This is a genomic window from Nocardioides sp. NPDC057772, assembly GCF_042798075.1.
In the GTDB taxonomy this organism is placed as follows: domain Bacteria; phylum Actinomycetota; class Actinomycetes; order Propionibacteriales; family Nocardioidaceae; genus Nocardioides.
In genome coordinates this window covers 40,460-54,607 of the sequence record NZ_JBHVKN010000002.1, presented here as the reverse complement: position 1 = coordinate 54,607, position 14,148 = coordinate 40,460, and the positions used below count along the sequence as shown (strand labels likewise).

Genomic DNA, 14,148 nt, shown 5'->3' with positions numbered 1-14,148 from the left:
GGTAGGTAGGCGGGCTGGCGTGGTGACCCGGCCCGCGGCGTCACCACGCCAACGTCAAGGGGCCTGGATCACTGGATGCACGTGGAGTTGGAACAGGCCGACTGGCAGGTCGAGGTACACCCGTCCGAGGTGGCGTTGAGCATGTCCCCCACCACGGGCGCAGACTCGATCGTGGTGATGTCGAGGTCGAAGTAGTCCTCGATCCGGGCGTTGCCGAGCACATCGAGCTCGTCGTGGGTCATCGTCATGAGCGTTCTCCTCAGAGATATCGATTGATGGTCACCGAGCCGACCGACCCGGCAGCCTGACCGCGTAGTTCTTACGGCCAGGAGATCGTGACGCGCGTGTGCCGGCGCCGAATCGTGCGCGTGAGAGAGGCGTTGTCATCGCTGCCGTCTGGTTCGGGGGCGGCGGCACGGCGAGCGATGTTGAGATGGGGATCCTTGCGGCGTGCGGTGCCCCACGCCCGGATCTGCGCGGCGTATGTGTCGGCCACGGACTTGGCCTCAGGTCCGTGGCCGATGACCCCGATCTCCCAAGCCTCTGGGTCATCAGTGCCCCGCACGGTGCGATAGGCAAAGGAAGCAGCATCCACCCACGTCGGAACACCAAGCGGCGAGGCGGAGGCCACGAGCCCTGCGGCCTTTGCCCCAAGATCTGCCACCAGCAGCGGCATCGGGTCCAGTGCCGTAGTGAGCCACAGGTCGAGGTGTTCCAGCGACTCTGTGCCGCCCATGGTGACACCGGTCCACTCCGTCACCGGTGTCATGCGTAGTGCCGCACCCAGGGCTTCGGCATCGAACGTATCCCCGCCGTCGACCCGCAGCGCGACGCGCTCCTCGGACGTTCCGTTGAGGAGGATCAGACGTTGGGCGTCCTCCCCTGATCCCTGCATCGGGACGAAACCACACACCTCGACGCTGGTGCTGTCCAAGCGGTCCCCATGGCGGGCGAGTCCGACGGTCCGGGTCATTCCACGCACTCGAAGCGGAGCCACGATCCGTCCTCCCGGAGCGAGCTGATCCCACCACGCCGGCGGGATGTCGGTCGTCTCGACCGTCACGATGATCCGGTCGAACGGCGCGTACGCTGCCGCTCCCTCCGCACCATCGCCGGTCACGACCGTCACGCGGTCGTAGCCTGCGGCCTCCAGGAATCGGTCCGCGCGGGCGGTGACATCGGCGTCGATGTCGAGGGTGACGACGCGACCGGAGGCGCCGACGATCTCAGCGACATAGGCAGCGTTCACGCCACCGGACCCGATCTCGAGGACGCGGTGGCCCGGTCGAAGCTCTGCTTGCTCGAGCTGGATCGCCTGGATCCTGGCCGCGGAGACCGAGCTGAGGTTCTGCCCCTCCGCACTGGTCTTCGTGACCAGCGCGTTCTCCGGGTCGTACGCCTGCTCCGGGTCGATACCGGAAATGAGATGGCGCGGAACCTTGCCCAACGCAGCGATCACCGCTGGAGTGCGCGCATCTCCAATAGCGACCAGATGGTCGACCATCTTCGCACGCTGCTCAGTGAAGGTCTCCTCTGTGGGCCTGAGGTTTCGATCGGACACGCAAGACTCCTGATAGTGGTTTGGCTAGGCATTCGGTAAGTGGGATCACTCTGTCGCCAGAGCGTCGGCTGACGGCGTGCTCGACGCGCTCTGACGTGAATCAGGAGGCTGCCTTTCGTAGACATCCTGTGCAGATCGCCTCGACGGTCGTGGACGCGGTCCTACGGGCGGGCAGCAAGTGCCACCGTCCAAGCCGCCGGCCACACGCTGTCCGCAGATAGCTGCTACGCCGACGCCCGAGCGCTTCGAAATGCCAGAACTCGCCGTGCTCGGTCTTGTAGACCTTGGGCGACCGAACGCGAGGCTGACTCGTAGCAACTGACGCCGGCGGGTCAGTCAGGGCGGCGGCTGTACTGACTTGGTTCATGTCGGCTCTCTCTCGAATCAGGCGGTCGTGGGCACTTTCGTCTGGCCACCAGTCAAACGGGGAAAGTGCGTTGGGAACATGGCACCGATGTCGCATCCGTGCTGCATCGGTGTCGCTGGGCCACCAACACAGCCACTCGTATGACGACCCGACGACTGGTTGGCCGCGAGCGAGTGGTTACGGCGTGGAACGCTCGCCGACGAGGTCCGCCATCAGATCACTCGCAGCAGCTTCGGCCCGGTCGATCCGATCCTGAGGAACTCCGCACACTCGTAGACAACCCGCCGCGATTGCGTGAGCCTCGGCGTGACCAACGTTGTCGCCGTCGGAACGGCTCCTGATCACAGTCTCGACCTGTTCGATCAAGATGCGGCCGAGTTGCTTGGCGGAGATCGTCGCCGCAACCGGTGGGCTGGCGATCTGGGCTCCGAGGCGACCATATGCCCGTGTCAGCTCTTGGAGCATGGGCTGGAACTGGTAGACCTCGCTGTTGGTGACGTCAGGCATCCGGTAGAGCTTGGCGATGTTGTGGGGTGCTCTCGCGAGGGTGCGTACGTCGACCAGGGCGAGCAGATACAGCGCCGCTTCTGGTACCTCGGCTGGGCACTCCGCCTCGATCTTCTCGACCTTGTCCAGACTCGGCCGCACCGACATCTGCAACAGCTCGTCAAGGATGCCGTCCTTGCCCTTGAAGTGGTAATAGAGCGATGCCTGGCGAATCCCAACTGCTTCCGCAATGTCTCGCGTGGAGGTGGCAGCAAACCCTTCGTTGACGAAAAGGCGGGCGGCGGATTCAAGGATCTCCTCGCTAGGAGCGAGGTTACTACGCCGGCCCTCCACCCGGGGACGGCCAGCTCGCCCGCCGGATCTTGTGGCGGATAGCGTCATCGATCCCACAACGCTCCTTGAGCCCTCCAGGCGCCGCTGGCGCCGTGGGTCCGCACGTCGCGTGCTCGTTCCACGGTGGCTCTCCAAATGTTGGTTGACTTGGTGAAGCTCAAGCCTGCTGATCCTGTGCCATGGCAGGCCAGGCTCTTTACTCCCCGTGTTGCTGGTCACCAACCTGAGCCACTGGACATATATTGGACAGGTGCTGTCTAGCCCTGCGCTCTCCGTCGACGAGGTCAAGAACGACCTGAAGCGCCTCCGCGCGGGCCACGGCTTGGCTCGACCAACAGCGTTGCTCACCACGCTCACCGATCCCGTACGGGCATATTTCGCCAACGGGAAAGCGGGCGAACCGGGTTCCGCTGACGAAGTCACTCAGCTCGTGGCGGTGCTGCGCCGCGCGATCGAGGGTCTGTCAGCCGACGAGCGCCTCTATGTGGAAGTGGATTTCAACCTCGTCCCTGAGCATCGCTACTCCACACTCACCGAGCGCCAGGAGTCGCTGGCGCTTCAGCAGAAGTGCGCCGCAAAGACCGTTCGGCGACGGTCAGATCGGGCGCTGGATACCCTCGCGTACCTGCTCCTCAGGCGGGATGCAGGCTCTCCTGAGCCACAGACCTCGCCGCCTCCCGGTGACAGCTCAGCTACAGGCCGCCCCCGGCAGATGGGCGAGAAACCGTCCCCTTCGAGTGACGACCTACGTTCGTTCTGGCAGTTGTCGAATAGCTCCCATGTCGACATCGTCTGCTCGGAGATCCCAAAGGACGAATGTCCTGAGTACGCCTCCCCGACGGATCGGAACTATCTGCGGTACGCCAAGTTCGCGGACCTCGACACACTCATCTATCTGCGGACCAGGTTCGCGCAACTCGCCCCGACAGTGACCGTCCGAGACTTCGCTCCATCGGAGTACTACGACACCCAGGCCGATGTTGTCGTCGTCGCCGGCGGACCTCCGTGGAACGCGACCTATCGGGAGTTCCTTCCACACCTGCCGTACTACTTCGAGCCCAACCCACTGGGCGAGGACGACCCCTTGGTCGTACCGGGCTTGGACGGTCTGACCCTCGGCCCACGTTGGACAGAGCGACAAGAGCTCCTCGAAGACCTCGCCGTGTTCACCCGTCTCACACTGGCCCAGGGCACGACCGTGTTCTTGCTCGGCGGCTGCTTGACCCTCGGCGTTCTCGGAGCAGCCCGCAGCCTGCTCGAAGCAGGACGTGGCGCACGCAGCGTCCGCTACGTCACAGAGTTGGTCGGTGAGGACGACTTCGTTCTGGTCACCGAAGCCCGCCGGATCGGTGGCATCACCGATGTTGCCGACCTCGCTCTGGTCAACCCGCTGCTCCTGCTCTCACGCCGGAACAACGACCCGTTCACCACGCTCGTCGACAACTCAGAGCGTTACACCGGCCTCCGGGCGACCAAGACAAGCAAAGGAGCAACGGCGCGGTGACCTCAGCCACCGACATCCGTACCTATGTGATCAACCTGAAGCGACGACCTGATCGGCGTGCATGGATCGCTGGCTCGCTTCCCCCGGAGCTGCCAGCCATCTTCACCTCGGACTGGGAGGGCCCGTTCGACGGTCACGAGCTCGACCGAGCCGACCTCGAAGAGGCTGGCTATAGCCTCTTTCCCTGGCAGATCGAGTCCGACAACTCGTGGTGGAGCCGCCCGCTCAAGTACGGGGAGATCGGGTGCACTCTGTCGCATCTGGCCTGCTGGCGCCACGCAGCCCAGAACGGCGGCGAGCCGTACATTCTCGTTCTCGAGGACGACGCGGTTCTGCAACCGACCTTCTTGGAGGAGCTGCTCGGCGCCTTGGAACGCCTCGATGGGCGCGTCCCCTTCGATCTCCTGTATCTGGGTCGCTATCTGCTGGATCCCGATCAGGAAGCCGTACCCGGATTCGTTTCGCCCGGCTACAGCCACTGCACCTTCGGCTATCTACTCACTCGGCCGGCACTTGACGTCCTGCTCGCCACACACCTCGAGGCGGCCGTGGTCCCGATAGATGAGTTCCTCCCCTCGCTCTACATCGATCATCCACGTGCGGATCTTCGCGCTCGTTTCCCTCGCCAGCTCACCGCCCTGGCCTTCGACCCGCCCATCGTCTACCAACGGCCGAAGACCGAGGCGGGCAGCGACACCGAGGACTCCGACTTCGTCGCTGATGACTCGCGGAGCACCAGCGTCGATCCCGTCAGGCACAGTTGGCTCGCTCACACAGCCACCGCGGGTGAAAGGGAGTAGTTCGGATGCAGCACCTGGAGTTGCCCTCGGTCGATGGCATTCGACTGGATGCCGCTTGGCATGCCGCGAAGGGACACGGCAGCCGAGGTGTGGTCGTGCAGGCTCATGGAATCAATGCCGATATGACCGAGGGTGGAATGTTCGTACGGCTCGCCGACCAGTTGGCGGAGGCCGACTTCAACGTGTTGAGGTTCTCCTTCCGGGGACACGGCATGAGCGGCGGGACCCAGCGTGGCGTGACGATCGCAGGCGAGATGCTTGATCTGCAGGCGGCCGTCGACTACATGACCGATCGCTTTCCCGGCCCCTTGACGATCGTCGCATCGAGCTTCGGAGCAGTCTCGACATCACTCTCCCTTCCCTGGCTCGAAGGGCGCCTGGACCGTCTGGTGCTGTGGAACCCTGTCCTTGACCTGAAACACACCTTCCTCAACCCAGAACTCCCTTGGGGTCAGGAGAACTACAGCGCGGCGCAGCAGAGTCTGTTGAGCAGTCAGGGATTCCTCACGATCGACGACGAGTTCGAAGCCGGACGCGTGCTGTTTGAGGAGTTTCGCCACTACCAACCGCTCCCCTGCCTGGCGGCGAGCCCGATCCCCGCACTTGTGGTCCACGGCGATCGCGACAGCGCGGTCTCCTACGAGATCGCCCAACAGGCGGCTGCGACCAGACCGAACACCGACTTCCACACGGTCGGTGGCTCCGACCACGGATTCGACACTCGCCAGCGGGAAGACGAGGCAGTCTCGACCACCATCGAATGGCTTGTCGACAGCGACAGGAAACATGCATGAACATCGAGCAGCTTTACGCCCCCACCGACATCAATGCCAGCACCATCCTCGGCAGACACTGCGTGATCGGGTACCCGAAAGAAGACCGACTTCGCGCTGAGCAGCGCAAGCCCGGTTCCGCCGCAGCCGGCAGGCCGGTCGCCGTTGGCGCGGACTGCCTCATCGGCAACCACGCCATCATCCACGAAGGCGTGGACGTCCATGACGGCTGCGTGATCGAGGACCAGGTTCGCATCGGCTACGACAGCACGATCGGGAGGCGCACGCGCATCGTCTACGGCGCCTACATCTGCGACCGAGTCACCATCGGAGCAGACGCAACCGTCGCCGGGTTCATCTGCGACGGAACCACCATCGGCGACCGCTCCACAGTGATGGGCGAACTGGTCCACGAGTACACCCAACCGCACGAGGGCTGGTGGGGTGTCGACGAAGCCCCGCCAGTCATCGAAGCCGACTCCGTGGTCGGCTACGGCGCACACGTCGTGGGCGGTGTTCACATCGGGCCGCGCAGCTACGTCGCCGCGGGCGCGGTCGTCACCAAGGACGTACCGCCAGAACACATCGTGACCGGCGTCAACATCCACACCCCGGCGGACCGCTGGACGGGCGACCGTCTCCAGGGCTTGATCCGCCACTGGCAGTCGAAGCCGAGCACCCCGACTCCGTGATGGGGCCGCCGACCAGCGCGAAGCTCTGGTCCCGCGATCCCTCCGACCGCTCGGGCCGAAAGGATCCGATCATGGAAGTGATCGACGCGAGGCGGCCTCGGATCCTGCGTCGCGCCGATCACCCCACCATCAAACGGTCGCCTAGGTCACAGCCGGTAGCGCACTGGCGCTGCATCTTCGTCGCATCCGCTGGGCGCCGGTCGTTGTAGCACCTGTGTAGCAACCACGTCGTGACGCTGGTTCTGATCACGCAGCCCGTCGTACCGTGTAGGGGTCGTTGCGCCGCGGGAGCGCACCTCCGACTCGAGCTTCTTGGGAGCGCTCATGGACGCCAGGCGAGATCAGCTGATCGCACGTCGCAAGGCTCTTGGACTGACCCAGGAGGCATTGGCCCGCGAGCTCGAGGTCGAGCGTACGACCGTCGCTCGTTGGGAGACAGGAGCAACCACGCCGGGTCTCTGGGCGCACCGGCCTCTGGCCGATGCGCTGCAGGTGCCCATAGGCGCGGTCTCTGCGTTGCTCACCAACGCCTGGACGGCAGCCCCGCCCTCGCGCGAGGCGCTTCCTGACGCAGAAGAACGCGCTGAAGCCCGGCGCCTGCTCAGCCACGCCGCTGAAGTCACCCTCGACCTAGAGTCGGGGCTCGCAAGCTCGTGGGGCGAACCGATCGACCAGGTCAGCGCGCCCGCACCCCAGCGGATCGGGCCTACTGATGTCGAGCACGTCATCAACCTCACCGCCGCAATGCGCGGAATCGACTACGCCCACGGTGGAGGAGCATGCCGCGACGCCGTCGCGGCGCAGTCGCGATGGACCGAGCAGCTGCTCACTGCTGACTGCAGCGCCGAAGTACGCACCCAGCTGCTGGTCGCGCTCGCTGACCTCCACAACCTGGCCGGCTGGTCATCCTTCGACGTCGGGATGTACTCCACCGCACGACGTCACTTCGCACGCGCAATCGAGCAAGCACGCGAAGCCGAGGACGACTCACTGACCGCCAACGTGCTCTACCGCATGGGCCGCCTCCACCTTCACCGCGGCCTCCACCGCGAGGCACTCCGGTTCTTCCAGCTCGGGCAAGTCTTTGCACGCAGCACCGGTTGCGGCACCACCGCCGCCATGCTGAGCGCCAACGAGGCATGGGCCTACGCCTACCTCGACGACAAACCCCAGATGGCCCGCTGCCTCCTGACCGCACACGAGGAGTTCGCCGACGCCGACACCACCGCGGCAGCCTCGTGGGTCGCCTTCTTCGGCGCCTCCGACCTCGACGCCATGACCGGAATCACCCTCACCTCGCTTCCCTCGTCCACCGAGACCGACATGGCACGCGCCATGGAGCACCTCGACACCTGTGTCGAAGCCCGCGGCCCCGCGATGGCACGCAGCCTCACCTTCGAACTGACCGCGCTCAGCGTCGCGGCGCTGCAGGTCGGCGACCACGACCGCGCTCTCGACGTCGGCCGCGCAGCCCTCCACAACGCCTCCGCGGTCCGCTCCGTCCGCACGATCGACCGACTCGAACCACTCCAGTCCACGGCTACGGTCGCGGGCCTCAGCGACGCCAGCGACCTAGCCCACGACATCGCCACCCTCCGAGCTAGCGCCTGATGACCCACCTGCAACCCACCCCCACTCCTGGCAGCACGCCCAACCGGGACTCGTGGCCCTACGTCGTTCTCGCCGAGACCTGTGCGCGCATCGGCGCGGACGCGTCGCACGCCCGGCTGATCAAGTTCACCAACAACGCGGTCTTCGCCCTCCCGAACAGCCGCCTTGCGGTCCGCATCGCCGGGTCGAGCGCAGTTGGCCAGAGCGCACGCAAGATCGTTGACGTCGCCCGATGGCTAGAAGCCCACGACATGCCCACCGTGCGGCTCGCCACCCGACTGGCGCAACCACTCGACATCGACGGTCACGCCGTCAGCATCTGGGAGCTCGTCCCTGACACCGGACGCCCCCCGACCGGCCGCGATATCGGGCACATCCTGCACCGCTTCCACTCGCTCCCCGATGCTCCCGACGACCTACCACCGTGGAGCACTCTCAGCCTGATCCGCTCCCGCCTAGAAACCACCAACGTGCTGACCAAGGACGAGCTGGCCTTCCTCGCAGAAACGGCCGATGCCATCGCTATCGACCTCGAGGACGTCGAGTACCTCCTCGAGCCCGGGCCGATCCATGGCGATCCCTTCGTCGGCAACCTCATCCCTGGCCCGGACGGCCCGATACTGTGCGACTTCGACTCCACCTCCTTCGGGCCCCGGGAGTGGGACCTCACGCCGGCCGCGGTCGGGCGACTCCGCTTCCGGTACCCGCTCGACTACCATGGCCAGCTCGCCGAGTCCTACGGCGTCGACATCCTCACCTGGACGGGTTTCCCCGTGTTCCGACGGCTACGAGAACTGCAGCTCGTCTGCAGCGTGCTGCCCGTCCTGGCCACCAACCCGGGCGTCCGGGAACAGTGGCGCCACCGATTCGACACCTTCCGCAGCGGGGACCTCGATGCACGATGGACGACATACAGATGACGCTTGATACCAGCAACGGGAACGGCGCGCTTGATAAGGCTTTGCGCTAGCGTTGGGCATGGGCTTCTCGTATCTCCGATCTGGCCGGTGACCGCTGGTTTCGCAGTCGATCTCCAATCAACCGGGAACTGAGGAGCGGCGCCCATGGCATCGGTGTCGCACTGTTGGGGCATCTGTGGCTCGCCGCTGCGCGTGCCGCACTGCCAACAAGTCCGATCTGGCTCGGGAGGATGTATGCCGCGACGTACGGAGCTCGTGCGCCGACGAAAGGTCGCCGGCTTCTCCCAGGAGCGCCTCGCCTACGCCATGGAGGTCGACCGCAGCACGATCGCACGCTGGGAATCTGGCGATGCAACGCCACTGGCTACCTTCCGCCCGAAGCTTGCTGCCCTCCTCAAGATCAACTCCGATGAACTCGACGAGATCCTCCAAGACGGATCCGCTCGAGGGTCCGGCGAACCGGAGATGATCGTTGCTCGGCCCGCAAGCGTGGTCATCAGTGGGAGCCGTGTGCCGGGATACGACCCGGCAGTCCTCGACGAAACAGTGGCCGCTCTTGCCAGATTGATCGCAGTGTCCGGCGTAACCGTCAACCACGGGCCTGTCGGCATTGGGATCGAGGTGGTCACCTACGTCGCCGACCAGTTCCGGCCAGCCGGGTTCGCGATGAGCGCCGCCCGATTCGGTCGTGAGAACGTGGTCCACGGAGGGGACCTGATGATCGTCGTCGGCGGCGCCTCAGGCACAGCTGCCGAGGTCGCGATCGCCCAAGCTCTTGGGATACCCGTGCTCCCCTTCGGACCAACTGGCGGAACAGCCGCCCGAACGCTCGAAGCCATGCGCAAAGCCGACCACACCGGTGACAGGTATGTTGCCGAACTCATGACCTGTACGACGCCGACCCAGTTCACTGCGCTCGTCGAGCGCACGATGAACGAGATTGGAACCCTCCTGTGAGCCGTCCCTACGTTCTCCTTTCCGTGGCAGCGTCGCTGGACGGATACATCGATGACGCCACCACAGAACGGCTGTTGCTGTCGAACGACGAGGACTTCGACCGGGTCGACGAGGTCCGCGCCGGAGTCGACGCGATCCTGGTCGGCGCCAACACCATCCGTGCTGACAATCCCCGCCTCATGGTTCGGTCCGACGACCGCCGTGAGAAGCGCATTGCTGATGGCCAGCCACCAACTCCGGTCAAGGTCACCATCAGCAGCGGCGGTGAACTCGACCCATCAGCGAAGTTCTTCGCAACCGGCGAGGTCGACAAGATCGTCTACACGACACAAGCAGCCGCGTGGGACCTCAACGCCAGGCTTGGCGCGGTCGCGACCATCGTAGATCTGGGCGACTCGGTGACGGCTGAGGCGCTCTTGGATGACCTCGCCAATCGCGGCGTCGAAAGACTGATGGTCGAAGGCGGCGGGACTATCCACACGCTCTTCCTCTCCTCCGGTGTAGTCGATGAACTGCACCTCGTCTTCGCACCGTTCTTCGTCGGCGACGCCGCGGCCCCGAGCTTCGTCAACTCTGCTGACTTCCCCCAGGACCCCAACCACCGGATGCAACTCGTCGAGACCCGACAGATCGGCGACTGCGTGCTCCTCCGCTACCTTCCTCAGCGCTCATGAGTGGACTTACCGACATCGACCGGGCACTCCTCTTGCGCGCGATTTCGCTCGCCGACAACTGCCCGCCCTCGACCACGGCGTTCGCCGTCGGTGCCCTAATCGCAATGGCCGACGGACGTGTGCTCGGCGAAGGCTGGTCCCGCAAGAGTGACCCCCACGTGCACGCTGAAGAGGCCGCACTCGCCGACGTCGCCGACCCCAGCCTGCTGGCAGAAGCCACGATCTATTCCTCCCTCGAGCCGTGCAGCACACGCGCCTCGCGACCCGTGAGCTGCACCCAGCACATCCTGATCGCCGGGATCCCCCGCATCGTCTACGCCTGGCGCGAGCCGTCTCTGTTCGTCGACTGCATCGGGGACGAGTTGCTCCGCGCAGCCGGTCGCGATGTCATCTTCGTCCCCGAGCTGACCGAGGCAGCACGTGAGCCCAACCTCCACCTCTTCGGGTACCAATGAGCGGGTATGACGTACGTCAGTGACGGGAGATGCAGCATCCCTGCCGGCTGCCAAACATTCGAGCTCACCGCCGCCAAGAGGGCGAGCCTTCCTGGCGGAGAATTCGACTGCCGAGGTCCCGTCACCTTCGTCAAGGTCTGGCGCGTGCCGCAGCCAAAGGCGACGCAGGGTCCGGCCCCAGCGGTAGACCCGGACGGGGCCAGCGACGCCCATGGCCTAGGGCGACGCTGACCGGGTCAAGTGTTCCTATCTCATGCGCTGCGCCACGACAAGCTTCGTTCCGTCGAGGGTGTCGCCGATATCAGCCGTTGCCCATGTAGCGATCTGACTGTGGCTGACCTCTAGCAACGCGGTGAGGTCGGCCGTTCCAGGCCGTTCTGCGAATGTCGCGTCCAGAAACGTCGAGCCCGTCGCTCCGATGGCCTCGCCGTCGTCATCGACCTCGTCAACTTCCCACCGGCCGATCGAGATTCCCCACCCGGGCGCGCCGAACAAGTTCTCCGACATCCTGGGCCCGACCTCGAGATAGAAGTCGTGGTCCCCGGACTCGGAGTCGAACGGATCGATGAAGAAGTCGAGGCCTTCCAGGCTGAAGGATGTGAGCGCATCCGGCGAACATCGCGTGTACGCGTCGAGCATCATCCGGAGATCGTCGGCGGCGAGCTGCCGGTCTGCATCCGTGTCGTAGTCGTCGTGCTCTTCGAGGTGCTCTCGGTCCCGCTCGGAGAGCCCGAGGTCTTCTGCGTAGATGAACGGATCGCCGTGCTCCCAGAGGCGCCGGCCTTCTGTGTCTGACGTTTCCTCGCCCTCGGCCTCCGCGAGAGCTACCTGGAGCCAGTTGGCCTCGGTTGCGAGCTCGGCCTCGACCGCCGTTCGCACGGGCGGAGGCACCGCAGCCAGGGCCTTGTCGAGGTCGGCGAGCGCATCGTGAAGACGCCATGTCGCCAGGACGTACCAGAGGCTGTGAGCCCCCTCGAGAAGGAAGGAGCGTTCCTTCGGATTAGACATTGCATCGAGGTGGTCACGCGGGTAGTCGTCCACAGGTCCGAATCGTGTGTCCCACGTACTCACCGGCATGGTCGCGCTTGCCGAGGCCCGGTTCAGTGCGTCCACAATCGGCTCCGCGAGCCCAATGGATTCGACGCTCGTGACCGTGGATGACGTGAGTCCGGACGGTCCTCGGAACGTCGCCAGGATCTGGACCCTGCCCCGGTGGGCGTGGTGGGAATAGATAGTCACTTCAGGTAACACCCTTTCGGTTGGCACACAGCCCAAGTGCGCGCGCCAACCTGAAGTAGCGAACGATGATGGAAGGTCGGCGGTAGCGCAGGTGCAGTCCAACGCTCCGTGCCGCAGATCGACCGGCGGTGGTTCAGGCGCACTCCCGAACTCCTTGCCCGCACCCACCGTACTAGGTCGACCAAGATGGCTCGACCGGATCGAACACGCGTGTCGCGCTCGGTCATTTCCTGGTCGACGGTCGGGCAAACAGGCTCAAGGGGCCCTCGAGCACTCGGCAAAGCGGTGGTGGCCGACCGCTTTGATACACGGGCCTGGCTCACCGCGGGCGTTCCGTTGTCGCGCCCCCGCGGCGTAGTCAGCTCCACTTGCGGAGGGTCGAGGGCACAGCACCGACGGCAACCTCCAATTTGAGCGTTCTCAGCGCGGCTACTGGCGCCGGGGAGTACTCGACCGCCGAAGCGAACGACACCGTCGGATCCATCGGCGGTCGCGGGCGAGACACACCAACCGTAACCAGAGTCGTGAGGCAAAACTGTCACCGATGTCTTGAGACATCACAGACCGGGCGACAGTCTCTTGGGGGATGCCATCTGACCTGCGAGAACGCACGAGATTCCCCCAACATCCCCGTGGCTGGAGGTAGGAGTCGGGGGATGGGGGATGTCCATCGTGGAGGACATGAAGGTCCCATCCACACCCACCGCGAAGCGGGTCGCCGAGGCGATGCGCGAGGCGCAGACGCAGCAACTCCGTGACGCTGCACTGATCCTCGCTGATGCCGGCGTACCCGTGTTCCCGTGTGTGCCGCGCGGGAAGCGGCCACTGACCGACAGTGGCTTCCTCGCCGCGACCACCGACCCTCGCCAAGTCGCCCGGTGGTGGCTCCGCTCCCCCGCCGCCAACATCGGGATGCCGACCGGGGCCGCCTCCGGCCTGGTGGTCGTCGATGTCGATGTCCACTCCGGAGGCAGCGGGTTCGCTGCCTTCGCACGGACCGAACGAGCCGGGCTCACGTCTCAGTGGTCCTTCCTGGTCCGCACACCGTCGGGCGGTCTGCACGCCTATTTCGCACCAGGCCACGATGGCCAGAGGAACTGGCAGGCGAACGGCACCCACGTCGACTTTCGTGGTGAAGGAGGGTACGTCGTCGTGCCGCCCTCACAGGTGAGCGCAGCAGACTACAGGTCACGGTCGTACGAGCTGATCGCGATCGCACAGCACCCCGGCAAGCCGCTGGACGCAGACCGTCTCCGTGCCTTCCTCACCCCGCCTCGCCAGATCCCTCGACCTACCGGGATGCCCGCCGCCGGCGCTCGCCCGGACCGTCTGGCGGCCTGGCTCGCCAATCGTCCAGAGGGCACGCGGAACGGTGGACTGTTCTGGGCGGCTTGCCGAATGGCCGAGGACGGGCAGCGTTACGACGCGACGCTGTCGGTTCTCGGAGATGCGGCCAAGTCCGCCGGACTGGGCGATCGTGAGGTCGAGTCGACCATCCGATCGGCCTACCGGATCGCATCACGCCTGGGACCGGGGAGCCGCCTGGGCCCTACCCAGACCCGCACGGCGACGACAACTGAGGCGGTGGCGCTGTGAACAACGCAGTGTTCTATCGGCGGCACGCGATGCCCCCGAGCCAGAAACCAGTCGACACTCCCCCGTCGGAAGTCTCCAAGCTCGCCGTCCACGGCGACCCGTCCCAAATCGCCTGGCAGCAGGATCCACAGCGGGATCAGAACTCGATCAGATGGGTCC

The 14,148-nt window shown here is 65.3% G+C and carries 14 protein-coding genes; 10 read left to right on the top strand and 4 right to left on the bottom strand.

Going from position 1 to position 14,148, the window contains the following annotated elements; translation table 11 throughout:
- Positions 1-68: 68 nt before the first annotated feature.
- The 3 genes from ACFVJS_RS00820 to ACFVJS_RS00810 all read right to left on the bottom strand — a co-directional run bounded on the left by ACFVJS_RS00820 (position 69) and on the right by ACFVJS_RS00810 (position 2,816).
- On the bottom strand, positions 69-248 hold the full coding sequence (locus ACFVJS_RS00820) for an FxLD family lanthipeptide (RefSeq protein WP_378876460.1): 180 nt from the start codon (positions 246-248) through the stop codon (positions 69-71).
- Between the two features lie 71 nt (positions 249-319).
- A complete protein-coding gene (gene fxlM, locus ACFVJS_RS00815) occupies positions 320-1,561 on the bottom strand; it encodes a methyltransferase, FxLD system (RefSeq protein ID WP_378876458.1) in 1,242 nt (413 codons plus the stop codon).
- A 544-nt stretch (positions 1,562-2,105) separates the two neighbouring features.
- The gene (locus ACFVJS_RS00810; RefSeq protein WP_378876456.1) at positions 2,106-2,816 is read right to left on the bottom strand and encodes a TetR/AcrR family transcriptional regulator; all 711 of its coding nucleotides are present in this window, start codon (positions 2,814-2,816) and stop codon (positions 2,106-2,108) included.
- A 202-nt stretch (positions 2,817-3,018) separates the two neighbouring features.
- Between ACFVJS_RS00810 and ACFVJS_RS00805 the strand changes: the two genes are divergently transcribed.
- From ACFVJS_RS00805 to ACFVJS_RS00765, 9 genes are all read left to right on the top strand, one after another.
- On the top strand, positions 3,019-4,272 hold the full coding sequence (locus ACFVJS_RS00805; protein ID WP_378876455.1) for a hypothetical protein: 1,254 nt from the start codon (positions 3,019-3,021) through the stop codon (positions 4,270-4,272).
- Positions 4,269-5,072, top strand: coding sequence for a glycosyltransferase family 25 protein (locus ACFVJS_RS00800; protein WP_378876453.1), 804 nt, complete (start codon positions 4,269-4,271; stop codon positions 5,070-5,072). The genes ACFVJS_RS00805 and ACFVJS_RS00800 overlap by 4 nt, the downstream gene beginning before the upstream one ends.
- A 5-nt stretch (positions 5,073-5,077) precedes the next feature.
- Positions 5,078-5,866: an alpha/beta hydrolase gene (locus tag ACFVJS_RS00795; RefSeq protein ID WP_378876451.1), complete on the top strand. Its 789-nt coding sequence runs from the start codon at positions 5,078-5,080 to the stop codon at positions 5,864-5,866.
- On the top strand, positions 5,863-6,537 hold the full coding sequence (locus ACFVJS_RS00790) for an acyltransferase (protein ID WP_378876449.1): 675 nt from the start codon (positions 5,863-5,865) through the stop codon (positions 6,535-6,537). The genes ACFVJS_RS00795 and ACFVJS_RS00790 overlap by 4 nt, the downstream gene beginning before the upstream one ends.
- Positions 6,538-6,861: 324 nt before the next feature.
- A complete protein-coding gene (locus tag ACFVJS_RS00785) occupies positions 6,862-8,148 on the top strand; it encodes a helix-turn-helix domain-containing protein (RefSeq protein ID WP_378876447.1) in 1,287 nt (428 codons plus the stop codon).
- A complete protein-coding gene (locus ACFVJS_RS00780; protein WP_378876445.1) occupies positions 8,148-9,068 on the top strand; it encodes a phosphotransferase in 921 nt (306 codons plus the stop codon). Before ACFVJS_RS00785 ends, ACFVJS_RS00780 begins: the two co-directional genes overlap by 1 nt.
- A gap of 234 nt (positions 9,069-9,302) precedes the next feature.
- Positions 9,303-10,025 (top strand): multiprotein-bridging factor 1 family protein, encoded by a 723-nt coding sequence (locus ACFVJS_RS00775; protein WP_378876443.1) that lies wholly within the window; start codon positions 9,303-9,305, stop codon positions 10,023-10,025.
- Between the two features lie 23 nt (positions 10,026-10,048).
- Positions 10,049-10,699 (top strand): RibD family protein, encoded by a 651-nt coding sequence (locus tag ACFVJS_RS00770; protein ID WP_378876441.1) that lies wholly within the window; start codon positions 10,049-10,051, stop codon positions 10,697-10,699.
- A complete protein-coding gene (locus ACFVJS_RS00765) occupies positions 10,696-11,154 on the top strand; it encodes a dCMP deaminase (protein WP_378876439.1) in 459 nt (152 codons plus the stop codon). The genes ACFVJS_RS00770 and ACFVJS_RS00765 overlap by 4 nt, the downstream gene beginning before the upstream one ends.
- Before the next feature lie 246 nt (positions 11,155-11,400).
- On the opposite strand, the gene ACFVJS_RS00760 is transcribed toward ACFVJS_RS00765, so the two are convergent.
- Positions 11,401-12,195, bottom strand: a complete 795-nt coding sequence (locus ACFVJS_RS00760) for a hypothetical protein (RefSeq protein ID WP_378876437.1) — start codon at positions 12,193-12,195, stop codon at positions 11,401-11,403.
- An 861-nt stretch (positions 12,196-13,056) separates the two neighbouring features.
- On the opposite strand from ACFVJS_RS00760, the gene ACFVJS_RS00755 reads away from it, so the two are divergent.
- Complete coding sequence (locus ACFVJS_RS00755) at positions 13,057-13,989, top strand: bifunctional DNA primase/polymerase (RefSeq protein ID WP_378876435.1); 933 nt, start codon at positions 13,057-13,059, stop codon at positions 13,987-13,989.
- Positions 13,990-14,148 lie beyond the last annotated feature (159 nt).

Bases quoted from the DNA above. Each gene is read 5' to 3' on its own strand.
- ACFVJS_RS00810 (WP_378876456.1), bottom strand. From the start codon at position 2,816: ATGACGCTATCCGCCACAAGATCCGGCGGGCGAGCTGGCCGTCCCCGG.
- ACFVJS_RS00790 (WP_378876449.1), top strand. From the start codon at position 5,863: ATGAACATCGAGCAGCTTTACGCCCCCACCGACATCAATGCCAGCACC.
- ACFVJS_RS00795 (WP_378876451.1), top strand. From the start codon at position 5,078: ATGCAGCACCTGGAGTTGCCCTCGGTCGATGGCATTCGACTGGATGCC.
- ACFVJS_RS00765 (WP_378876439.1), top strand. From the start codon at position 10,696: ATGAGTGGACTTACCGACATCGACCGGGCACTCCTCTTGCGCGCGATT.
- ACFVJS_RS00820 (WP_378876460.1), bottom strand. From the start codon at position 248: ATGACGATGACCCACGACGAGCTCGATGTGCTCGGCAACGCCCGGATC.
- ACFVJS_RS00785 (WP_378876447.1), top strand. From the start codon at position 6,862: ATGGACGCCAGGCGAGATCAGCTGATCGCACGTCGCAAGGCTCTTGGA.
- ACFVJS_RS00775 (WP_378876443.1), top strand. From the start codon at position 9,303: ATGCCGCGACGTACGGAGCTCGTGCGCCGACGAAAGGTCGCCGGCTTC.
- ACFVJS_RS00755 (WP_378876435.1), top strand. From the start codon at position 13,057: ATGTCCATCGTGGAGGACATGAAGGTCCCATCCACACCCACCGCGAAG.
- ACFVJS_RS00780 (WP_378876445.1), top strand. From the start codon at position 8,148: ATGACCCACCTGCAACCCACCCCCACTCCTGGCAGCACGCCCAACCGG.